This is a genomic window from Mesorhizobium sp. WSM4871 (assembly GCF_055811295.1).
This window is the reverse complement of record NZ_JBVVPU010000013.1, coordinates 19,542-40,801: the sequence shown is the minus strand read 5'-3', so window position 1 is coordinate 40,801 and position 21,260 is coordinate 19,542. Positions and strand designations below refer to the sequence as shown.

At 62.3% G+C, this 21,260-nt stretch carries 16 protein-coding genes and 1 tRNA gene; 5 read left to right on the top strand and 12 right to left on the bottom strand.

Annotated elements, in window-relative coordinates:
• Positions 1-71 precede the first annotated feature (71 nt).
• Complete coding sequence (gluQRS, locus tag AC0L2H_RS24770; RefSeq protein WP_473592711.1) at positions 72-947, bottom strand: tRNA glutamyl-Q(34) synthetase GluQRS; 876 nt, start codon at positions 945-947, stop codon at positions 72-74.
• Positions 948-1,040: 93 nt separating this feature from the next.
• Here gluQRS and AC0L2H_RS24765 point away from each other — a divergent pair, with 93 nt between their 5' ends.
• Entirely contained in the window at positions 1,041-1,682 is a 642-nt protein-coding gene (locus tag AC0L2H_RS24765) for a DNA-3-methyladenine glycosylase family protein (protein ID WP_473592782.1), read from the top strand.
• Positions 1,683-1,910: 228 nt separating this feature from the next.
• Positions 1,911-2,468 (top strand): HNH endonuclease, encoded by a 558-nt coding sequence (locus tag AC0L2H_RS24760; protein ID WP_006328497.1) that lies wholly within the window; start codon positions 1,911-1,913, stop codon positions 2,466-2,468.
• Between the two features lie 224 nt (positions 2,469-2,692).
• On the opposite strand, the gene AC0L2H_RS24755 is transcribed toward AC0L2H_RS24760, so the two are convergent.
• The 4 genes from AC0L2H_RS24755 to pstS all read right to left on the bottom strand — a co-directional run bounded on the left by AC0L2H_RS24755 (position 2,693) and on the right by pstS (position 7,094).
• Positions 2,693-3,211: a disulfide bond formation protein B gene (locus tag AC0L2H_RS24755; protein WP_473592709.1), complete on the bottom strand. Its 519-nt coding sequence runs from the start codon at positions 3,209-3,211 to the stop codon at positions 2,693-2,695.
• Between the two features lie 86 nt (positions 3,212-3,297).
• Entirely contained in the window at positions 3,298-3,885 is a 588-nt protein-coding gene (locus AC0L2H_RS24750) for a YqaA family protein (RefSeq protein WP_473592708.1), read from the bottom strand.
• Positions 3,886-4,160: 275 nt separating this feature from the next.
• Complete coding sequence (locus AC0L2H_RS24745) at positions 4,161-5,891, bottom strand: Na/Pi cotransporter family protein (RefSeq protein ID WP_473592707.1); 1,731 nt, start codon at positions 5,889-5,891, stop codon at positions 4,161-4,163.
• A gap of 99 nt (positions 5,892-5,990) precedes the next feature.
• Positions 5,991-7,094 (bottom strand): phosphate ABC transporter substrate-binding protein PstS, encoded by a 1,104-nt coding sequence (gene pstS / locus AC0L2H_RS24740; RefSeq protein ID WP_473592705.1) that lies wholly within the window; start codon positions 7,092-7,094, stop codon positions 5,991-5,993.
• 384 nt (positions 7,095-7,478) lie between these two features.
• Here pstS and AC0L2H_RS24735 point away from each other — a divergent pair.
• Positions 7,479-7,563 (top strand) — tRNA-Leu (locus AC0L2H_RS24735).
• A 185-nt stretch (positions 7,564-7,748) separates the two neighbouring features.
• Here AC0L2H_RS24735 and AC0L2H_RS24730 read toward each other — a convergent pair.
• The 5 genes from AC0L2H_RS24730 to secA form a co-directional block, all read right to left on the bottom strand.
• Entirely contained in the window at positions 7,749-7,949 is a 201-nt protein-coding gene (locus tag AC0L2H_RS24730; RefSeq protein WP_473592703.1) for a hypothetical protein, read from the bottom strand.
• A 32-nt stretch (positions 7,950-7,981) separates the two neighbouring features.
• Positions 7,982-9,262 (bottom strand): GNAT family N-acetyltransferase, encoded by a 1,281-nt coding sequence (locus AC0L2H_RS24725; RefSeq protein WP_473592702.1) that lies wholly within the window; start codon positions 9,260-9,262, stop codon positions 7,982-7,984.
• Positions 9,262-10,662, bottom strand: coding sequence for a lipopolysaccharide biosynthesis protein (locus tag AC0L2H_RS24720; RefSeq protein WP_473592701.1), 1,401 nt, complete (start codon positions 10,660-10,662; stop codon positions 9,262-9,264). The genes AC0L2H_RS24725 and AC0L2H_RS24720 overlap by 1 nt, the downstream gene beginning before the upstream one ends.
• Positions 10,663-10,819: 157 nt before the next feature.
• Positions 10,820-13,678, bottom strand: coding sequence for a class I SAM-dependent DNA methyltransferase (locus AC0L2H_RS24715; protein WP_473592700.1), 2,859 nt, complete (start codon positions 13,676-13,678; stop codon positions 10,820-10,822).
• A 357-nt stretch (positions 13,679-14,035) separates the two neighbouring features.
• Complete coding sequence (gene secA / locus AC0L2H_RS24710; protein ID WP_473592698.1) at positions 14,036-16,768, bottom strand: preprotein translocase subunit SecA; 2,733 nt, start codon at positions 16,766-16,768, stop codon at positions 14,036-14,038.
• A 241-nt stretch (positions 16,769-17,009) separates the two neighbouring features.
• Between secA and AC0L2H_RS24705 the strand changes: the two genes are divergently transcribed.
• Entirely contained in the window at positions 17,010-17,939 is a 930-nt protein-coding gene (locus AC0L2H_RS24705; RefSeq protein WP_473592696.1) for a peptidylprolyl isomerase, read from the top strand.
• A gap of 273 nt (positions 17,940-18,212) precedes the next feature.
• Here the strand turns inward: AC0L2H_RS24705 and AC0L2H_RS24700 are convergent, their stop codons facing one another.
• Both AC0L2H_RS24700 and AC0L2H_RS24695 read right to left on the bottom strand, forming a co-directional pair.
• Positions 18,213-19,172: a glycosyltransferase gene (locus AC0L2H_RS24700; RefSeq protein WP_473592695.1), complete on the bottom strand. Its 960-nt coding sequence runs from the start codon at positions 19,170-19,172 to the stop codon at positions 18,213-18,215.
• Between the two features lie 13 nt (positions 19,173-19,185).
• Positions 19,186-19,785, bottom strand: a complete 600-nt coding sequence (locus AC0L2H_RS24695; protein WP_473592694.1) for a TetR/AcrR family transcriptional regulator — start codon at positions 19,783-19,785, stop codon at positions 19,186-19,188.
• A 219-nt stretch (positions 19,786-20,004) separates the two neighbouring features.
• Here AC0L2H_RS24695 and argJ point away from each other — a divergent pair, with 219 nt between their 5' ends.
• A complete protein-coding gene (gene argJ, locus AC0L2H_RS24690; RefSeq protein WP_473592693.1) occupies positions 20,005-21,246 on the top strand; it encodes a bifunctional glutamate N-acetyltransferase/amino-acid acetyltransferase ArgJ in 1,242 nt (413 codons plus the stop codon).
• Positions 21,247-21,260 lie beyond the last annotated feature (14 nt).

Genomic DNA, 21,260 nt, shown 5'->3' with positions numbered 1-21,260 from the left:
GCAAAATGAAACGATTGATCCATACGTCATTCGAATTGAGCTCAGGGCGAACTCACACGTCCCTTCGGAGATCAGAGCCCGACCAATCTTCTGATATCGTCCGGCGATGCGCCGGCCTCCCGCAGGGCGGCAAGGCCGTTGTCGCCAAGGCTCTTCGACAGTTTTCGTCCATCCGGACCAAGGACGAGACGATGGTGGAAATAGGCCGGCGGCGGCAGGCCGAGCACTTCCTGAAGCAGGCGCTGCATGCTGGTCGCGGCATAAAGGTCCTGGCCGCGCACGACATGGCTGACGTCTTGCAGCGCGTCGTCGACGACGACGGCGAGATGATAGCTGGTCGGGATGTCGCGGCGCGCCACGATCACGTCACCCCAATCCCGCGGCCTGGCCTCGATTTGTCGCTTCGCGGAAAGCGTCTCGTCGACAAATTCGGCCCATGACAGGTCCTTGCCGACATGCGCCATTGCGGCATCGACGTCCAGCCGCCAGGCGAAAGGTGCATTCTCGGCAATTCGCCGCTTACGCTCCTTCATAGACAGCGCCTTGTCGGCGGCGGGGTAGAGCGGCACGCCATCCGGGTCGCGCGGCCAGTTGCGGCCGCGCTTTTCACTATCGGCAATAAAAGCCCTGATCTCGCCTCTGCTCATGAAGGCGGGATAGACGAGCTCTTGCCCGATCAGCCGGTCCAGTACCGCCCGATAGTCCGCGAAATGCCCGGATTGGCGGCGCGCCGGCTCTTCCCAGCCAAGCCCGAGCCATTTCAGGTCGCGGTAGATGCCGGCCTCGAATTCAGGGGTGCAGCGTGTCGTGTCGATGTCCTCGATGCGCAGCAACAGGCGCCCGCCGGCCGCTTTTGCCATTTGCTGGTTGAGCAGCGCCGTATAGGCGTGGCCGAGATGCAGTTCGCCATTCGGGCTCGGCGCGAAGCGGAATGTCAGGAGTGTCATCTCTCAAGGCGGCTTGTCGGTTGTCAGGCACTTTCGCCGGTTGCTAGCGTGTGCCTGGCTACATCAACCACTTTGCCCCGGGAACAAGCATTGATGCAACGCATCGCCAATCTTGACGACATTGCGCGAGGACTCGATGCGCTTTGCCTGATCGATCCGCGCCTGCAAAGAGTGCGCGGCATGGCCGGCGAGGTGCCGCTTCGGCTGTCGCAGCCCGGATTTCGAAGCCTAGCCTCGATCATCGTCTCGCAGCAGGTGTCGCGCGCCAGCGCCGACGCCATTTTCGGGCGGCTGACAAAGCTCGTCGATCCGCTGACGCCGCAGGCCATACTCGCCGCCGGCGAGGACGTCTTTCGCGAGGCCGGGCTGTCGCGACCGAAGCAGCGTGGCCTGCTCGCGGTTGCCCAGGCCGTGGCCGACGGGCTCGACCTCAACCATCTCTGTTCGCTCGACGTCCCCGAAGCGATCGCGGCGATGACGGCCGTGCCGGGAATCGGGCCATGGACGGCGGAGGTCTATCTGCTGTTCGCCGCCGGCCATCCCGATGTTTTCCCCGCGCGTGACGTCGCGCTGCAAACGGCAGTCGGCCACGCGCTCGGCATCGACCCGCGTCCGCCGGAGAAAACGCTGATCCAGATCGCCGAATCATGGAGCCCGTGGCGAGGTGTCGCATCACGGCTTTTCTGGGCTTACTATCGCGAAACCAGGGGCAGGGAGGCCGCGCCTCCGGCCTGAAATCGCAAAAAAGCATTGAAATCATGCATTTTTGACGCTTTGGGCGAGCGACAATCCGCTTCACATCCCTGTCATGTCGGGCTTACAGTATCCGCGCCGTTCGGCTACAGCGCCGCGCATCCGATTGGATGCGCAAAGGACGCTGTAGGGCTTTTGAAGTTGCGCATGATCCTTTCCGAAAATCGTTCGATTTTCGGGGTCATGCGCGGAACCAAGGAGGATCAACACGTGACGGTTGCCGTATCTCCGGATGGGCTTCCAGCACTGGTGCTGAATGCGGATTACCGTCCGCTCAGCTATTACCCCCTGTCGCTCTGGTCGTGGCAGGACGCCATCAAGGCGGTGTTCCTCGACCGGGTGAACATCGTCGCCGAATACGAGCATGCCGTGTCGTCGCCGACCTTCTCGATGAAGCTGCCGAGCGTCGTCAGCCTGAAGGCCTATGTGAAGCCTTCGCGGCATCCCGCCTTCACCCGCTTCAACGTCTTCCTGCGCGACCGTTTCCAGTGCCAGTATTGCGGCACGCCGGAGGACCTGACCTTCGATCATGTCATTCCCCGCCATCGCGGCGGTGCGACGACGTGGGAGAATGTCGTCGCCGCCTGCTCGCCCTGCAACCTCAGGAAGGGCGGCATGATGCCGGCGCATGCCAAGATGTGGCCGCTGCAGAAGCCCTTCCAGCCGACGGTGCACGATTTGCACAATAACGGCCGCCTGTTCCCGCCCAACCATCTGCATGAGAGCTGGATGGATTATCTATACTGGGATGTCGAACTGGAACCTTAGAGTTCGGCAGAAATCCGCCATGCTGGCCGGCTGACGCAGCTTTCTGCGCTTCCGGCCTTCGCCGGCCGAAGCATTCATGAGTGGTCGTGGTGTGGTAGTTAAGGCTACGGCCGGCGTAGGCCGGTGCTCACGTACTTAAGTACGCTCCGCTCCGGTTCTCGAAAGCCGCGCCATCCGACTCAGCCTGCCGAATTTCTGGACGAACTCTGCGTCGGCTCTGCAGCTTAGTCGCGGGCAAGCGCACTGCGGAAAGCGACCACTGCAAGGACAAAACTGGCGATGGCGTTCCAGCCGGCCAATGACAGGCCGAGGATGCGAAGTGCTGCCTTGTCGCAGGAGGGCGGGACAAATTTGTCGAGCGCGTCGAGCACGCCCTTGCCGCCGGTGTCGACAGGGCCGGCGCCCGCGGTGCAGTCGGCCGGTCCCTGCCACCATGCCCATTCGACGCCCGAGTGGTAGACGCCGAGATAAATGCCGTAGACCATCAGCAGGCCGCCGACGGCCAGCAGGCCGCGCGTCAACCACGCCGGGGCGCTGAGCACCGAGGCCAGCACCGCCAGCAGCATCAGCGGCACGCCGACATAGTAGGGCGTGCGCTGCTCCAGGCAGAGATGGCAGGGGATGTAGCCGCCTATGTACTGGAAGGCCAACGCCGAGCCGACCGTGGCGGCCATGGCGACGGCGAGAAACAAGGCCGCTCGCATACGTTGACGTCCGGTATCGGGATTGACGGTCGCTGTCATCGATCTTGTGTCCTGGTTCGCGCCCGCGCCGCCGCCTGCCTATGCATGTCGTTGTCCAGGCCGCTGCTCAATTTGGGCGACATGCATCAGAATGCGTATTTGACCACGATATAGAGCAAAATCAGGGCGGCGGCGCCGGCGCCCGCGATCATGCCAAGTCGCTTTTCGATGAACTCGCGGATCGGCTCGCCATAACGGCGCAACAGCCAGGCAAGAAATAGAAAACGGGCGCCGCGGGCGACGATCGCGAGGGCGATGAACAGCAGCAGATTGACGCCGATGACGCCGGACAGGATGGTCACAACCTTGATCGGCGGCAGATGGGCAAGGCCGGAGGTAACCAGCATCAGGATGATGAAGCCGATGCCCGACGAGACGCGTAATTGCTCGAACTCGTCATATTTGCCGTAGAATTCGAGGATCGGTTTTGCCACGGCGTCGTAGGCGTAATGGCCGATGAACCAGCCGGCGATGCCGCCCAGCACCGATGCCACTGTCGCGACCAGCGCGTAGCGATAGGCGCGATCCGGCCGCGACAGCGCCATCGGCAGATACAGCACGTCGGCCGGCACCAGGAACACCGAGCTTTCGACGAAAGCGATGAAGGCCAGCCACCATTCGGCGGATTTCCTTGCCGCCAGCGACAAGGTCCAGTCGTAAAGTCCGCGAAGCATCGGCACTCCTAATGCCCAAGGTGCACAAAACCCAAAGGTGCATAGAACAAAACCCAAAGCGCGCCGCATCATCTCTTCGGACGCGGCGCGCTCCAATGCGCCGTCTGTCTAGAAAGATTTTCCGCGCCGCACAATGGCTGGAGCTTCACGAAGTCGAAAGATGGTATCGGGCCCGCCGCCCAAACGCGAAAGCGGCATCGCCATCCGGCGATACCGCTCGCAACCTTCGTCTGGCGCGCGCTTTGCCTATTCTACTGGGCCTATTCCGCTGGGGCCTACTCGGCCGGAACCGGGCTGAGGCCGACGTCGCCCAGCGGACGCGGCTTGTCTTCCTTGCGTGCCGACGCACGGGCGACCACGCTTGCGCGGTTGACGGACCTGCGCTCGGCGTCGATGCGGCGGATCAGGATTTCCGCTCGCTCGATCGAACCGAGCAGGGCCAGGATCGTACCGCGTTCACCCGCACCTGCATTCGGTCCCAGCGCCAGCGTGCGGGCGCGCAGCTCCTCGACCTCGGGGAAGCTGACATGGCCGGCCGGCATTTTCGGGTTGGCAATGCCGTAGTCGGGCAATATCTCACGCAGCGAGGCGTCGAGCTTGTTCAGCGCGACTTCGACGATGGCTTGCGCCGGATTGCTGAACTTCTCGCGTTTGACGCGCCGGGCCACCTGGTGCATCGATTCCGTCAAGGCAGCCGTGAAGTCGGCTTCCTCGATCAGGCTGGCAATCAGGTCGAGTTGTTCGTAAGGCAGGTCCTCCTTCATCAGCGCGGCGGTGTAGGCACGGATGTCGCGGCTGAGGATGTCGGTTGCAAGATAGTGCTCGCCCGGGTCGGCCGGTGCTTTCTTCGACCCGCGTGCGATGTCGAGGAACATCGCGCCGGCTTCGAGGTGACGGGCCGTCTCCTGCTGCACGGCGGGAACGGCCTTGGCAAAGTCGCTGGCCAGCTTGCGGTCGAGGAATTTCGGCGTCGAGAAATCCTCCGCGTCCTCGGCGTCGGTGTGGCCGACACGCGACAGGACCCGCTCGAACACACCAATGAAGGGAAACAGCAACAGCGTGTTGAAGACGTTGAAGAAGGTCGAGTAGAGGCCGACCGCGACCGGCACCAGAGGAAAGGTCTCCTTGCCGTCGACGATCACCGGAACGGCCGGATCGCCGCCGAAGAACTGCATGGCCCATTCCAGGACCTGGATGGAGACGAAGAACAGCGGAATGGTGATGCACACGCCTATGATGTTGAACGATATGTGCGCGTACGCGGTCCGCTTGGCGTTCTTCGAAAGATTGAGGGAGGCCATCCACGACGTGATCGTGGTGCCGAGATCGGCGCCGAGCGAGAAGGCGACGGCGGTCGTCCAGTCGAGAATGCCGGCGGCGCCAAGGCCCATGACAATGCCGATCGTCGCCGAAGACGAGTGGATCATGGCGGTGACGCCGGCGGCAATGAACACGCATTTGAGAAGGTTGAGGAAGGAATCAGCCTTGAGGGTTTGCAGCAGCGACATGACTTCGGGCAGGTTGCGCAGCGGGCGCAGGCCACCGGTCATCAGGTTCAGGCCGTAGAAGATCAGCGCGAAACCCATGCAGGCGAGCGCTATGTTCTTGACCTTTTCGCTCTTGGCGAAGCAATAGACCAGCGAGAACACGCCGGCCAGGATCAATCCAAGCGGGCCGAGCGGCAGGGCGATCAGTCCGTTGCCAAGCGTGGTGCCGATGTTGGCGCCCATGATGACGCTGATCGCCGGCCGCAGCGCGATGACGCCGGCATTGACCAGCCCGACGACCATGACGCTCATCGCGGTCGACGACTGGATGACGCCAGTGATCAGCGTTCCCGCCAGCACGCCCTTGATCGGCGTTCCCGCCGCCTTGGCGAGAAAAGCGCGCATCCGGTTGACCGAGAGCGCCTGGATGCCATTTGCCATGAAGTCCAGACCGAGCATGAAAATGCCCAATCCGCCGATCACCGGCACGAGGATGTCCTTGAAGATATCTATGTCCATTTCACGCTATCCCCAACAAGTCGCCATTGCGACACCGACACGAAGTTTTCCGTTGCTGTCCGAAGTGGTCGGGCGCCGAGCTTCGGCCCTCGTTTCCCCTCAGTTCGCGAGAGGGGCCTGTCCCGACCAGTACTGCTCGATCTGGCCGACGAGCGCGCTCGGCAACGGCACGTAGCCGAGTGCAGCGGCGTCGCCCGCGCCTTGCGTGAAGGCCAGCCTGAAAAGGTCATGCACGCGGCGATAGCGATGCTCTGAACGCCCCGAAACCTGGACCACCGCAAACACCGCCGTGGAGATCGGATAGGCGGCATCGCCGCTGCGATCGGTCAGGGAAGCGAAGAAATCGGTCGTTTCCCCCCAAGCGATGGAGGTGGCTGCCGCTTGCACGCCTGCGGGATCGGGCTTGACGAAATTGCCGGCCTTGTTGCGGACCGCGGCAAAGGGCAGGCCCGCGCGAAGCACCTGGCCGTATTCGGCATAGGCGATCGCCCCCTTGGTCGCGGCCACGGCGCGGATAAGGGCCTGCGTACCTTCGGCGCCGGTTCCAAGCGGCCATTCGATCAGTGTGTCGGCGCCGAGCCTGGTCTTCCACTCCTCGCTGCTCACCGACAGGAACTCGGTGAAGATATGGGTCGAGCCCGAACCGTCCTGGCGATGGAAAACGCTGATGACGAGATCGGCAAGGGCAACGCCGGGATTGAGCGCCTGAATGGCGGGATCGGACCAGGACTTGATCTTTCCCAGATAGATGTCGGCCAGAACCGGACCGGAAAGGCGCAAGCCGCCCTCCGGCAGGCCCTCCAGATTGGTGACCACCGCGATACCGCCCATGACGATCGGGAATTGTTTCTGGCCGTTGCCGGCAAGATTGGCCGGCGGCACCGGAACGTCGGTGGCGGCGAAATCCAGTTCGGGCTGCTTGAGCCGCATCAGGCCCGCGAGCGAACCGACCGGCTCATAGTCGACGGTCCAGTCCAGCGTGAAGAAGTCGCCGCCATCGGCGCGCGCATTCTTGTAGGCGGTTGCCCATTTGGCGATGACCGGCGCGGCCAAAGTCGATCCGGCGCCGCGGATGGGCTCGGCCCGGGCAGAGGGGCCGGTCAAGGCAGCGGCCAAAGCGACGGCAAGGGCGATGACGCCACCAACGAGTTTCGGCCATATGCCGTGCGACGGTGCAATACTTGTCGGGCTTCCGGAAAACATCGTTTCGACCCCGCTTATACTACCGAAAATACGTGAATAACTGAGGCTTTCAGTCAAAAATCAGTAGATCATATCCCTGGCGGCAAGCCTCAGCCAAAGAGGACAAGATCGCTCCTATTTCCTATTAACTTTTCTTAACGATTGGATGACAGGGATCGCTGCCGCCGGACATTTCGGCGCCAGGGTCTTTCAGTCGGAGGCGCTTGGCCGCCCATTGCGCCCAGTGCTGCCGCGAAATCTTTCAGATCGAATGAAACAGCAGCGTTGCAAAAGCCGGGCCTGACCTGGAGATCGTACGCCAGCTTCGCGGCGGTCGCGAATTGGCCAGTTGACGAACAGGCCTCCAACCGTATAGTCCGCGCCCATCCAGGCCGCCCGGCCTGAGCCCCTATGGCGGAATTGGTAGACGCGCTCGACTCAAAATCGAGTTCCGCAAGGAGTGCTGGTTCGATCCCGGCTAGGGGCACCACCCTTCGCTCTTCGAGCTTCGGGTGGCAGGCCACCCAGGCTCATCAGTTTCGGGTGGCAGGCCACCCAGGCTCATCAGTTTCGAGTGGCAGGCTACCCGGGCTCATCAGCCTCGGGATGCAGGCCACCGGGCTCATTGGCCGAAGGAAGTGTCCTCCGAAGCCTTGGCGAAGGAGGATCGGATGATCAGCCGGGTTCAGCCCATAGTGCGGTCAATAGCCAGAAAACGCCCATCAACATCGCGCCAACAGCCGGCACGACCAGAGTGTATCCCAGCAGGGCGAAACCCGCCTTCGGGCTGCGGGCGAGGAACGCGCCCGCCAGCCAGCCAATCGCCGCCAGGGCGAATATGCCGTAGATGAAGGCTGTCCAGATTTCGTTGCTCATGGCTTATCTTTGCCTGAGATCGTCATCCGGGTCTAGCGCCGTCCCAGCAAGCTCTTCATCCGGTTGCGCAGGATGCGCGCCATGTTGCGGGTCTCGCGGTAGAGATGCAGCTGCGAGGCCGCCTGGCGGGCGAGGCGGTCGGCGTCGGGCGAAAGCCCGATGACCAGCGTGCCCATCGGCTTACGCTCCGTCCACAACCGGCTCATGACGGGGTGGTCGGGCACGGCGCAGGAATCGGTCATCATGATGTTGGGGTCGTCGAGATGCTGCCTGGTCACCTCGATCATCAGCAGCGTGCCCGGCGAATAGGTGGCAAGGGTCTCGTCATAGGCCGTCTTCCAGGTGTAGGCGACGCCGGCCTCGACGAAGACGATCAGGCTGGCGATGGTGCGTTCGTCCAGCGTCAGCGAATGGATGCGGCACAAATCCTGTTCGGCCAGCCGGTGCACGGCCTCGCGGGCGAAGGCGGCGCGGTAGCGGTCGATGGCCATGGCGGTGCGTTCGCGGCCTTTCCAGCCCGCCACCTCCAGCGTCAGGAAGCTTTCGATGGCATGGCGGATGTTTTCCGGTCCGCGCGCCACCTGGTGCTCCAGCCTGCCGAGGTCGCCGAGGCGACGCTTCAGGCGGCGGAATTCGCGATAGTGATGCGAGCGCAAGGAGGCCTTTAGGTAGGCTTCGGCGTCGAACTTGCTTTCAAGCACCGGGCGCTCGGCCTTGCCGGTGATGACCAGCGTCAGGCCATGCGTTTCGGCGACGGTGGCAAAGAGGCTCGCAACCGGGCCGTCGAGCCGGATGTCGGGCAGGACGAAGACTTTCGGCAATTTGAGATGCGGCCGCGACAGCATCGCGAAGAAATCCTCGATGACGCCGACCGGGTCGTCGCGGTCGACCAGCGGCGTGCCGATCGGGCCGAACGGGCTCGACCAGGTGCGCATGACCGGGACGCCGAGCGGCACGCCCGGCCGCTCCACCGAGAACGGCACCAGCAGGCGCAGCCGGTTGCGGTATTCGTCGCCGTCGCGGATCACCGCCAGCCGCACCTCGCGGTCTTCCAGCCTCGGCATGGCCGGCGCCAGGAAGCGCGGGTTGAAGAAGATGTTGGGCTCGATCGTGCGGGCGCAGAGATAATCCAGTTCCTCGACCAGGTCGAAGCCGGCGGAGGCCGGATAGATCGCCAGCTTGCGCTCGGGACGGTTGTTGGCGAGGATCTCGACATGGGCGGGGTCGGCTTCGCGGGCGAGCCCGGCGAGGCCGGACACCATGGCGCCGGCCGGGCCGCCGCTGGTTTCCTCGAGCAAGGGGATGGCAGCCATTACGCGGCTCCTTTTGCGGGCATGAAAATGGCCATGACGATGCCGAGCTTGCGCCAGACCGTGAAGGACAATGCGGCCGCCTCGAAGATCATGGCGAAGGCGGTGGCCATGGCGGCGCCCCACAGGCCGAAAAGCGGGATCAGCACCACATTGAGGCCGATGTTGAAGGCCAGCGTCATGGCGTAGACGGCGGCGCAGATGTTCTGGTTGCCGCTCATGGTGAGCAGGCTTTCGCAGGGGCCGACGGCGGCGCGCGCGACGACGCCGAAGACCAGCAGGAACAGCAGCGGATAGCCCGATGTGAATTCAGGGCCGAACAGCATCAGCATCGGCTCGCCCAGCACCAGCACCACCAGCGCCATGATGAGCGACGGCCAGAAGGTCCACGACACCGTCTCGCGGGCGAAGGCGGCGAGCTTTTCCGGTTCGCCATGGGTGAACTGCGCATAGCGCTGGGCAACGCCGGCCTTGACCGCGAAATAGACGAAATGCACCAGCGCCAGCGTCTTGACCGTCGCGAAATAGACGGCGACGTCGTCGGGATCCATATAGGCGCCGACCATCAGCACATCGGCATTGGTGAGCAGGAAAAAGAAGCTTTCGACCAGGAAGATCGGCAGCGACACGATGAACCATTGCGCGAAATGCACCTTCACCGGGCCGGCTGGGATCTTCTTGTCGATGCGCGACGTCACGCTAAGCAGCTGGCCGATCGTGGTGGCGTAGGTGGCGGCGATGGCGGCGAAGATCGCGGTCCTGGCGTCGGGCGCGTAGCCCAGCAAAAGCATCAGCGCCATGAAGGCCAGGATCAGCACCGGCCGGATCAGGAAGGTCGGCGACAGCGCGAACAGCGCCCAGGAATTCGCCCGCGCCAGCCCCTGCACCAGGTCGGACATGGCGATCATCGGCAGCAGGATGAGGCCGAGGATGAAGGGCGCGACATAGTAGTTTTCGATAAAGGGCGAGAGCAGCCAGACGCCGAGCGCGCCGAGGGCGGCGATCGCGGTGGAGGCAATCAGCACGAACAGGCGGCTGGTCATGACGATGCCGCGCAACTCGGCCAGCATGCCGCGCTCGCTGTATTCGGGAATGAAGCGGATGACAGAGGTGTGGAAACCGAGGCAGGCGAGGTTGCCGACGATGACCATCGTCACCCAGACGAGGACGAAGATGCCGTATTCGAACGAGCCCATCCAGCGCGCCATCAGCACCTGGCTGACGAAGGCGATGACGGCGCTGACGATGCGCACGGAGAAGGCAATCAGCGACATGCGCCCGGCCTCGCCGCGCTCGTCGGCGGTGAACAGCACGGCGTCGATGCGGCCAAGCAACGGCTTTACGCGCAGCGCAAGGCGCTGCGGCAGGAACCGCCCGGCTGTCGTCGCCGCGGAAAAGCGCACCCAATACTCTCCGTTTTCCGCCTCTTTTTCAGGCTTTGGGTGTAGCGAAGACAGATTAAGAAACGGTTGGGTGGCGGTGGAGGGATTGCTCCCTTCTCCCCGTTCACGGGGAGAAGGTGCCGGCAGGCGGATGAGGGGCGGCGCCGGCTTTTTTAGGTTACGCCACGCCCGGCGAACTTAAAACCTCGGCAGCAGCTTTTGCTGTGCGTTTCTTTGTTACCTTTGCTTTCGCGGCGGCCTCCATAGGAGCAACCATCTTCTCGTACAGGCCAAAGAGATGCTCGACCCGTTCACGCTCAGAAGTGAAAGCCATACGGCGGTAGAGGCGGTCAACAGCGAGATCGAGCGCCTGATGCGCCTTCCGAAGCTTTGGTGGCATGAAGTCCGGATCGTACATGTCCGCTAGCGTGGAGTTTGGAAAATTTGCGCGGGCATCTATCACATTCTGTGCCAAGGCGGCGATCATTTTCTTCTGTGTCTCATTCATCTCCGGCCAAGGGAAGGTATTGTAAACTACGTCAATTGAATAGCGCGGATCATTTTTCATACGCCCGCCGATTTGACGCAACCAAGCCATATGAATTGCGGATTGGAGAATGCCAAAATGTACATGACTGGCGTTCTCAAGTATAAATATAAGATCACTCGGGACGTACGGAGGGTCCAAAAAACCCAAAGGGTAATACTCCCGCCTCTCCGATCCGTATTTAGGAATAACCAAGAAAGAGCTATCTGGAAATATCTCTACGTTGAAACGCCGCGGGTTTTCTGCAATTGCAAGTGTTCCCTTTCTGGTGCTTTTCTTCCGAAAAGCGCGGACATTGCGCATCAGTGAAACTACGTTCGGTAGTGCTCTTAGTTCGTTCGGCGATACATTTTGCAAACACAGAATCCAGCGGCAATATCCGGAAAGGAACTCGGTGGTTCCAACATACGGGCGAAGATATTGCAATGCGTTTGGTTCGTCGTCTTCTAGCTGCTCTCTACGCGCTTGATCGAAAATGTATTCGCTGTTGTCGATCGGCTGTGTTCCACTCTTTAGTAACGGAGCGCCGTTGATTGCGTGCCGAGACCCCTTCACAAGCAAATGCCTATTTGTCACTACACCGGCATCGAAGAGATAAGGCGACAGCACCTTATGCCGGCTCTCAACCGGATCAGCCTTGATATCGGCGTACGAAAACAAGCGCTTCGTCTCCGGCTCCATGTCTGCGCGCGTCAGGCCTATAATGACCACGTGGACATGCGCAGCGCCGCGGGCTTCCGAACCCCACACGAAGGTTCTATGAGCGAACGCAATCTCGAGTTTGTGGCGATCGAATATCAGCGGCCAAAATTGTGCTACCTGCTCGCCCTGAGTGATGGAATTGGTGGAGACGAAAGCTATTTTGCCTTTACCGTCTTGGACGTAAGCGCCGGCCTTCAGGAACCACGAGGCGACATAGTCCAGTGTGCCACCAGCGCCCCCGAGCTTTGCTATTTTACGGACCTGCGAGCGTTGCAAGATTGACTGATATTTTGCGCCGATAAACGGCGGATTGCCTAAGACATAAGAGCAGAGATGCGCAGGTAGAAGATCATTCCAGTCGAATTCAAGTGCGTCTGCATGGCGAATATGGGGGGATTTCCTCAGTGGAATGCGAGCATACGGCGTATTGAACGCAAGCCCGAAACGATTATTCATAATGTGGTCCATCATCCACATAGCGACTTCGGCTATGCGTGCTGGAAATTCTTCAAACTCGATTCCGTAGAACTGATCAACGTCAAGAACGGACACGCCGGACGCACCACTTTTGAGCAGCTGCTCAATTCTACTGTCCCCGGTTAGCTTTATTGTGCCTTGCAAAAAAGCTTCGATTACTTCCATCTCTAATTGCCGCAACTCCCGATATGCAATAATTAGGAAATTGCCGCAGCCGCATGCGGGATCTAGAAAAGTCAGACTGCCGAGACGGCGACGGAAAGCTTCAAGTTCACCTTTGCGCCGGTTGTCCTTGCGGGCGTTGATGCGCTTGAATTCGGCCCTCAAGTCGTCAAGAAAGAGGGGCCCGATTACTTTCATGATGTTCTTTTCGGTGGTGTAGTGGGCGCCCTTCTTCCGGCGCTCCGTCTTGTTCATGACTGATTGGAACAATGAGCCAAAGATCGCCGGCGAAACAGAAGACCAGTTGAAGCGGCAGGCCTCTATGAATGTGTCACGCATGGCTGAGTTGAAATCGGCGATCGGCAAATGCGTGGCGAAAAGGTCGCCGTTGACATAAGGGAATTTCTTCAAATCTTCGTCGAGATTCTTCTGACGTGCATCCTCGGGTGTGTTCAACACCTCGAATAGCCGATGGAGCCACAGCCCAATGTCTGATCCGTCGTCGCTTGTACGCGACTCCATCAGGTCGAGCAGGATATCGCGCGGCTCGAAGATACCAGTGTCGTCGGCAAACAGTATGAAAACGAGGCGGACCAAATACCGCTCAAGGTTGTGGCCCGCATAGCCAGACTCCTCCAGCGAGTCATGGATGGCTCCCATAAGTTCCGACGCCTTGATGTTGACCGGGTCTTGGTCCTTAAAGGTGCGCTTCTCGATACCGAGGATGAAGCCGAAATGCTCGACGTTCTGATGCAGGTCGGCGAGCTTGAACACCGCTTGCTCGCGCGAATCTCGGTCGAGAAGTTCGAAATTCTGGAAATCGCACAGAAGCTGATGGCGCGGTTTTTCTGAATCTTTGATGGCGTCGAAATATTCTCCGGCCTGCGTTGCCGCCTTCAAAAGATCGCGACCGGCACTCTTCTGCTCGACGAGCAGCACCTTGGGCCAAAACAGATCAATGAAGCCGTGGCGGTTATCGAGCTTCTTGATCAGTTCCTCGTAACGCGCGACCCGGCGACGCTCGACGCCGAATATCTCGAAGAACTCGTTGTAGAAGGTCTGGGTCTCACCCTTCTCGTAGTGAGCGTCTTGCCATTTCTTGGCGAATTTCTTCGCTCGCACCCGTATTTCATTCCATGAAAGGCGCATCCATCCCCCCCCGCGAATCTTTCGGGCAATGGACACTGTTCAAAAGACGATGGCAAGGGTTCGCGCGGGCGCCTCCCTCTGGCCTACTCGGCTAATCCCACCGGCAATAAAAAACCCGCCTCGGGGGGGCGGGTCGCTGGCGCAAATCAGCACCGTATTGAAATCAATAGCATAACTGCCGTCACAAAGCAAGCCTGGCGCGTTAACCAAGGCAATCACTTGAGGTTCGCGCCGCCTCTCATCCGCCCTTCGCTATCGCTCCGGGCGTTCGTTGTTCGAAAAGCCAAGCAATTGGCTTTTCGTCCGCTGCGCGGACCACGCCTCACCCCCGTGAACGGGGAGAAGGAAAGGCGCGCCTTACGCGAACGCCCCGTGGCAGTGCTTGTACTTCTTGCCCGAGCCGCAGGGGCAGGCTTCGTTGCGGCCGACCTTGCCCCAGGTCGCAGGGTTGTTGGGGTCGCGGTTTTCGGGGGCTACGACGGCGCTGGTTTCCTGGCGCACCAGAAGTGCCGTCTCGCCGCCGTCGAAATCGTCTTCGCCGGTGGAGCCGTCGATGTGGCTGCCGAACATTTCGGGCGTCTCGGGCGGCGGGGCTTCGGCGGCCTGGCGGACCAGTTCGACCCGCATCAGTTGCGCGGTGACGGCCTGGCGCAGATTGCCCAGCATCGCCTGGAACAGTTCGAACGCCTCGCCCTTGTACTCCTGCAGCGGGTCGCGCTGGGCGTAGCCGCGGAAGCCGACGACCGAGCGCAGATGGTCGAGGTTGACGATGTGCTCGCGCCACAGATGGTCGAGCGTCTGCAGCACCACCGAGCGCTCGACATAGGTCATCACGTCGGGGCCGAAACGCTCGGCGCGCTCCCTGGCGGCGGTATCGGCGGCCTGGGCGATGCGCTCGCGGATGTCGTCCTCGGCAATGCCCTCTTCCTTGACCCATTCCTCGATCGGCAGGTCGAGGTTGAGGAATTCGGCGACCTCGGCCTTGAGGCCGTCGACGTTCCATTGCTCGGCATAGGCGTTTTCGGGAATGGCCTTGGCGACGATCTCGTCGATGACGCCCTCGCGCATCTCGGCGATGGTTTCGCTGAGGCCTTCGCCGTCCATCAATTCGATGCGCTGCTCGAACACCACCTTGCGCTGGTCGTTGGAGACGTCGTCATATTTCAGCAGGTTCTTGCGGATGTCGAAGTTGCGCGCCTCGACCTTCTTCTGCGCCTTTTCCAGCGCCTTGTTGATCCAGGGATGGATGATCGCCTCGTCTTCCTTGAGGCCGAGCTTCTGCAGCATGCCGTCCATGCGCTCGGAGCCGAAGATACGCATCAGGTCGTCCTGCAGCGACAGGAAGAATTTCGAACGGCCCGGATCGCCCTGGCGACCGGAGCGGCCGCGCAACTGGTTGTCGATGCGGCGCGATTCATGGCGTTCGGTGGCGAGCACATAGAGGCCGCCGGCGGCGAGCGCCTTTTCCTTCAGGCGGGCGATGTCGTCGCGGATGGCTTTTTCCTTCGCTTCGCGCTCGGGGCCTTCCGGCATGTCGCCAAGCTCGTCGGCAATGCGCATCTCGGCATTGCCGCCGAGCTGGATGTCGGTGCCGCGGCCGGCCATGTTGGTGGCGATGGTGATGACGCCGGGCTTGCCGGCCTGGGCGACGATGGCGGCCTCGCGCTCGTGGTGGCGGGCGTTCAGCACTTCGAAGTCCTTGAAACCTTCCTTGCGCAGGCGTTCGGCGAGCTGCTCGGATTTTTCGATGGACGTCGTGCCGACCAGCGTCGGCTGGCCCCTGGCGCTGGCTTCCCGGATCTCCTTGACGATCGCCTTGTATTTCTCCTCGACCGTCCGGTAGACCTCGTCGTCCTCGTCAATGCGGATGACCGGCAGGTTGGTCGGGATCTCGGTGACTTCGAGGCCGTAGATGTTGCCGAACTCCTCGGCCTCGGTCAGCGCGGTACCGGTCATGCCGGAAAGCTTCTTGTAGAGGCGGAAATAGTTCTGGAAGGTGACGGAGGCGAGCGTCTGGTTCTCCGGCTGGATCGCCACATGCTCCTTGGCCTCGAGCGCCTGGTGCAGGCCCTCGGAATAGCGGCGGCCCGGCATCATGCGGCCGGTGAATTCGTCGATGATGACGATCTCGCCATTGCGCACGATGTAGTCCTTGTCGCGCTGGAACAGCCGGTGCGCCTTCAAGGCATTGTTGACATGGTGGACGATGGCGACGTTCTCGACGTCGTAGAGCGACTCGCCCTTGAGCAGGCCGGCGTCGCGCAAAAGGTTCTCCAGCTTCTCGGTGCCGTCCTCGGTGAAGATCGAGGTCTTCTGCTTCTCGTCGATCTCGTAGTCTTCCGGGCCGAGCTTCAGCATGAAGGCATCGATGGTGTTGTACATGTCCGAGCGGTCCTCGAGCGGACCGGAAATGATCAGCGGCGTGCGCGCCTCGTCGACCAGGATGGAATCGACCTCGTCGACGATGGCGTAGCTGTGGCCGCGCTGCACCATCTGGTCGCGCTCATACTTCATGTTGTCGCGCAGATAGTCGAAGCCGAGCTCGTTGTTGGTGGCGTAGGTGACGTCGGCGGCGTAGGCGGCCTTGCGCTCCTCGTCGGACAGGCCGTGGACGATGACGCCGACGCTCAGGCCGAGGAATTTATAGACGCGGCCCATCCATTCGGAGTCGCGCGTGGCGAGGTAGTCGTTGACGGTGACGACATGGACGCCCTTGCCGGCAAGTGCGTTGAGATAGACCGGCAGCGTGGCGACCAGGGTCTTGCCCTCGCCGGTGCGCATCTCGGCGATGCCGCCATTGTGCAGCACCATGCCGCCGATCAGCTGCACGTCGAACGGGCGCATGCCGAGCACGCGGCGCGCCGCCTCGCGCACGGTGGCGAAGGCGGGGATCAGCAGATCGTCGAGGGAGGCGCCGTTGGCGATGTCCTGGCGGAATTTTTCGGTGCGGGCCGCCAGGTCGGCATCGGAGAGCGCCCGCATCTCGTTTTCCATGGCGTTGATCGCCTCGACGCGTGGCCGCGTCGACTTGACCCGACGATCGTTGGAGGAGCCGAAAACCTTACGGGCGAGACCGCCGAGACTGACCATCCAATGGCCCTTTCGATAGCATTCCTAGTCGTTGCGACGGGCGCCGGACGGCCCCATCAATTCCGCGTGAAACGCGGACAAACGCAAAAAGCGCCCGGAAAACGGTTCTGGACGCAAAGTCGTTGGACAGATAAGAGGGGGCTCAATCGATGTCAACGCCGCGCTCGCCCTGTCGACCGCGCCAAATTCCGCCACAATCCGGCTGATCTGAACAGCCGCCAATCCCCATCGGAGTTATCTTATGTCCTTATTGTTCCGCCGTGCGTCGTTCGCCAGCCTTGGTCTGGCCGTCGGGTTGTCGGCTCTGTCGCTGTCGCCGCTGATGGCGCAGGACACCGCTCCCGCCCAGCCGGCGGCGCCCGCCCAACCGGCCCCCGCGCCGGCGGCGCCGGTCGATCCGAACGCCGTGGTCGCGACCGTCAACGGCCAGAAGCTGACCGAGGCGGACCTTGGGCTTGCCGAAGGCGAGCTGTCGCAGCAATTCGCGCAGCTGCCGCCCGAACAGCGCCGCGCGGCGGCACTTTCGGCGGCAATCGAAATCAGGATCATGGCCGCCCAGGCGGTCGCCACCGGGCTTGACAAGGATCCCGATTTCGAGCGCCGCATGGCGTTCCTGCAGCAGCGCGCCCTGCATGGCGAAATGGTTGAAAAGGGCGTCGTCGACAAGGTCACGGATGCCGAGGTTCGCGCCCGCTACGACCAGGAAATCGCCAACACCCCGCCGACCAACGAGGTGCATGCCCGTCACATCCTCGTGAAGACGAAGGAAGAGGCCGACGCGATCATCAAGCAGCTCGACGGCGGCGCCGACTTCCAGAAGCTCGCCAACGAGCACACCAGCGATCCCTCGGGCAAGACCAGCGGCGGCGATCTCGGCTGGTTCGGGCCGGGCCAGATGGTGCCGGAATTCGACAAGGCGGCGTTCGCGCTGGCGGTCGGCAAATACACCGAGCAGCCGGTGCAGTCGCAGTTCGGCTGGCACGTCATCAAGCTCGAGGACAAGCGCACCAAGCAGCCGCCGGCTTTCGAAGAGGTCAAGGACCAGGCCAAGCAGGCGGTCATCCGCGACAAATATTTCGCCCTGGTCAAGCAGCTGCGTGCCGCCGCCAAGGTCGAAATCCCCGACGCCAATCTGAAGAAGACGGTCGACACGCTGGAAAGCGCGAAGTAGGCGCGAGGCGATTAACAGGGGCGACGTCAGCGCCGCCCGTCATCTGCCTGCCGGCATCTTCTCCCCGTATAGTGACGGGGAGAAGGGGCTGGCCACAACCTCGGCACTATTTCCGCGACGTTGTTGATTGGCGAAATCGTCGGTGAAGGCGTCCTTCTCCCCGTTACTATACGGGGAGAAGTGCCCGGTAGGGCGATGAGGGGCAGCGCTGAACTCCGACAATTATCGGCTAATCGTCCGACAGAGCGTGGGTTTCGCCGCGCCCCGCCACCCCTACCGATAATGCGTCGACGCCTTGAATGCCGCCGGGTCATCGGCGGCGAGCGCGCCGGTGAATTCGGGGACCCGCACCAGAAGCATCATCGCCCAGAACAGCGGCCAGTCCGTCCAGCGGCAGAACTGACTGCCCACGGCCTGCGCGGTCTGGCGGTTTTCCTTGAACGAGGTCGCCACGGCGCGACAGGCGAGGCCGAGCTTCGAGCGATGCGGCTTCCGGCGCTGCTCCATCCGCGCGAACTGGTAGCCCTTGTTGCGCCTGACGTCCCAGATGAAACCCAATCCCTCGTAGGCGTGGATCGAGACGGCCCTGGGCGCCACCTCCATGGCGACGCCGTCCTTCAGCATGGCGTGCTGGCGCAGATGCGAGCTGACGAAGGGGCCGTGATAGGCCTCGAAGCGATAGCGTTCGAGCACCTGGCGCCGGTAGAGCGCGCCATTGTTGCTGGCATGAATGACCTGGCCATGGCGGTTGCGGCGCTCGATGAAGCCGCGGTCGAGCAGCGACATCACCCTTTTCATCATGCTGTCTTCGCCGTAGCTGGTCCGTCCGGAAACGGCGCCGAGCCGCGGATCCGTCTCGACGGTTTCGTAGAGGGCCGCCAGCCAGCCCGGCCGCGGCAGGCAGTCTGCCTCGACCACCGCAACCAGGTCATGACGGCAATATGCGAGTGCGGCGTCCTTCAGTTGCGAGGATTCGTCGCTGTCATGCGTCGCCACGATCACCGACGGGCAGAGCCAGGCAGGTTTGCCGGCGAATTCGGCTTCGATTTTCGAATGATGGCTGCCTGAAGTCCGGTCACCTGGCAGCATGATGACGATTTCGCCGGGAATGCCCTGGTGGTCCTGCGCATAGGCCTGCAGCGAGCGACGCAGTTCCGCGTCGCCATCCGCCGTCAGATAGTCGGAAACGATGATCAGGCTGACCGGCAGCACCGGAGATATTCTGTCGAGCAAGCCGCCGATCCCCCTAACGACTTCGTGAGAGTATGCCTTGTACCACATAGCGGACCGCGCTGCGTAGTGTCGCTTCGTCCTCGTCGAGACGATTGGTGAGAAGATGCTTCCAGGCGAAGGAGCCGATCAGGTCGGCGACGAGGGCGGCATCGACATCGACTGCCACCTCGCCGCGCGCCTTGGCGCGTTCGATCATCTGGCCGGTATGGGAGTGGCGTCCTTTCGAATATTCGGCAAGAGCCGCTGCCGCTGCCGGGTCCGACTGCGCCTCGGCGATCAGCGATCTGAACACGCTGCCCGACGAGGTCTCGCGCCAGTGCGAGAACAGGCTTTTGAGGAAGCCGACGAGATCGTCCTCGATATTGCCGGTGTCGGGACTGTCGACACGTTTGCCGCGCTGATAGATTTCGAGCAGCAGGGCCGCCTTGCTCGGCCACCAGCGATAGATCGTTGGCTTGCCGGCGCGCGCCCGCCTGGCCACGGCTTCGATCGAAAAGCCGGCATAGCCCGCCTCGACCAGCACCGCTTCGGCCGCTTCGAGAATGGCCTCGGCGCTATCGGGATTGCGTCGCGCACCGATCGACTTGCGCGCGGGGTCAGCGTCTTCGGCCATTCCAGTCATCCTCGCCAACAATTTTGCCGGCGATCATATGCGAGCCGGCGATGAAACGAAACGGGCCGTTCTGCACAGCCAATGCCGGCAAATCGCCCGATGCGGGATTGGCGGAAACCGGAAGCCCCGCGCCCCGGCCGGCCGTGAAAACGCCCTTGCACCGACGCTTCGTATCGGGCAAACCGGCCTTCCCCCCGCGTTTTCCCGCCCGAGGCCCCCATGTCCACGACGATTTCGCCGCTCGCGCCGAAGAAATATCCCAAAATGCCCGCTATCGAGGGCGTGCGCATCGCGACCGCCGAGGCCGGGATAAAATACAAGAACCGCACCGACCTCTTGGCCATGGTCTTCGACGCCGGGACCACCGTTGCCGGCGTGTTCACCAAGTCGAAATGCCCGTCGGCGCCGGTCGATTTCTGCCGGCAGAATCTGGGGCAGGGCAAGGCGCGCGTGCTCGTCGTCAATTCCGGCAATGCCAATGCCTTCACCGGCAAGAAGGGCCGGACCTCCACGGCCATGACCGGCGAGGCGGCGGCCAAGGCGGCGGGCTGCACGCCAGGCGAGGTGTTCCTGGCCTCCACCGGCGTCATCGGCGAGCCGCTCGACACGGGCAAGTTCAGCCATCTGCTCGCCGGGCTGGTCAAGGACGGCAAGCCGGAGCTGTGGACGGAAGCCGCCAAGGCGATCATGACCACCGATACCTATGCCAAGGTGGCGACCGCGACCATCAAGCTCGGCGATGCCGACGTCACCATCAACGGCATCGCCAAGGGCGCCGGCATGATCGCGCCCGACATGGCGACCATGCTCTCCTTCATCGCCACCGACGCGCCGATCGCAGCACCCGTGCTGCAGGATCTGTTGTCGCGCGGCACGGCCAAGACCTTCAACGCGGTCACCGTCGACAGCGACACCTCGACCAGCGACACGCTGCTGATCTTCGCCACGGGTGCCGCCGCCAGGCGCGGTGCGCCCGTGATCAGCGATCCAAAGGACGCGCGCCTCGCTGCGTTCCGCCGCGCGCTCGGCAAGGTGCTGAAATCGCTGGCGTTGCAAGTGGTGCGCGACGGCGAGGGCGCGCGCAAGCAGGTCGAAGTCACCGTCACCGGGGCGAAATCGGCGCGCTCGGCCAAGCGCATCGCGCTGTCCATCGCCAATTCGCCGCTGGTCAAGACGGCGGTCGCCGGCGAGGACGCCAATTGGGGCCGCGTCGTCATGGCCGTCGGCAAGGCGGGCGAGCCGGCCGACCGCGACCTTCTGTCGATCTGGTTCGGCGACAACCGGCTGGCGCATGAGGGCGAGCGCGACCCTGGCTATTCGGAAGAGGCGACATCTGCCTATATGAAGCGCGACGAAATTCGCATCCGCGCCGATATCGGCATCGGCCGCGGCAAGGCAACGGTGTGGACCTGCGACCTCACCAAGGAATATGTCGCCATCAATGGCGACTATCGTAGCTGAGGAATTTGGCGCAG

What these genes read in the sequence shown, in the direction of transcription:
- AC0L2H_RS24730 (WP_473592703.1), bottom strand. Translation starts at nt 7,949, where the DNA reads ATGAGCAACGAAATCTGGACAGCCTTCATCTACGGCATATTCGCCCTG.
- argJ (WP_473592693.1), top strand. Translation starts at nt 20,005, where the DNA reads ATGTCCACGACGATTTCGCCGCTCGCGCCGAAGAAATATCCCAAAATG.
- AC0L2H_RS24725 (WP_473592702.1), bottom strand. Translation starts at nt 9,262, where the DNA reads ATGGCTGCCATCCCCTTGCTCGAGGAAACCAGCGGCGGCCCGGCCGGC.
- AC0L2H_RS24765 (WP_473592782.1), top strand. Translation starts at nt 1,041, where the DNA reads ATGCAACGCATCGCCAATCTTGACGACATTGCGCGAGGACTCGATGCG.
- secA (WP_473592698.1), bottom strand. Translation starts at nt 16,768, where the DNA reads ATGGTCAGTCTCGGCGGTCTCGCCCGTAAGGTTTTCGGCTCCTCCAAC.
- AC0L2H_RS24705 (WP_473592696.1), top strand. Translation starts at nt 17,010, where the DNA reads ATGTCCTTATTGTTCCGCCGTGCGTCGTTCGCCAGCCTTGGTCTGGCC.
- AC0L2H_RS24715 (WP_473592700.1), bottom strand. Translation starts at nt 13,678, where the DNA reads ATGCGCCTTTCATGGAATGAAATACGGGTGCGAGCGAAGAAATTCGCC.
- AC0L2H_RS24695 (WP_473592694.1), bottom strand. Translation starts at nt 19,785, where the DNA reads ATGGCCGAAGACGCTGACCCCGCGCGCAAGTCGATCGGTGCGCGACGC.
- gluQRS (WP_473592711.1), bottom strand. Translation starts at nt 947, where the DNA reads ATGACACTCCTGACATTCCGCTTCGCGCCGAGCCCGAATGGCGAACTG.
- AC0L2H_RS24755 (WP_473592709.1), bottom strand. Translation starts at nt 3,211, where the DNA reads ATGACAGCGACCGTCAATCCCGATACCGGACGTCAACGTATGCGAGCG.
- AC0L2H_RS24750 (WP_473592708.1), bottom strand. Translation starts at nt 3,885, where the DNA reads ATGCTTCGCGGACTTTACGACTGGACCTTGTCGCTGGCGGCAAGGAAA.
- pstS (WP_473592705.1), bottom strand. Translation starts at nt 7,094, where the DNA reads ATGTTTTCCGGAAGCCCGACAAGTATTGCACCGTCGCACGGCATATGG.
- AC0L2H_RS24745 (WP_473592707.1), bottom strand. Translation starts at nt 5,891, where the DNA reads ATGGACATAGATATCTTCAAGGACATCCTCGTGCCGGTGATCGGCGGA.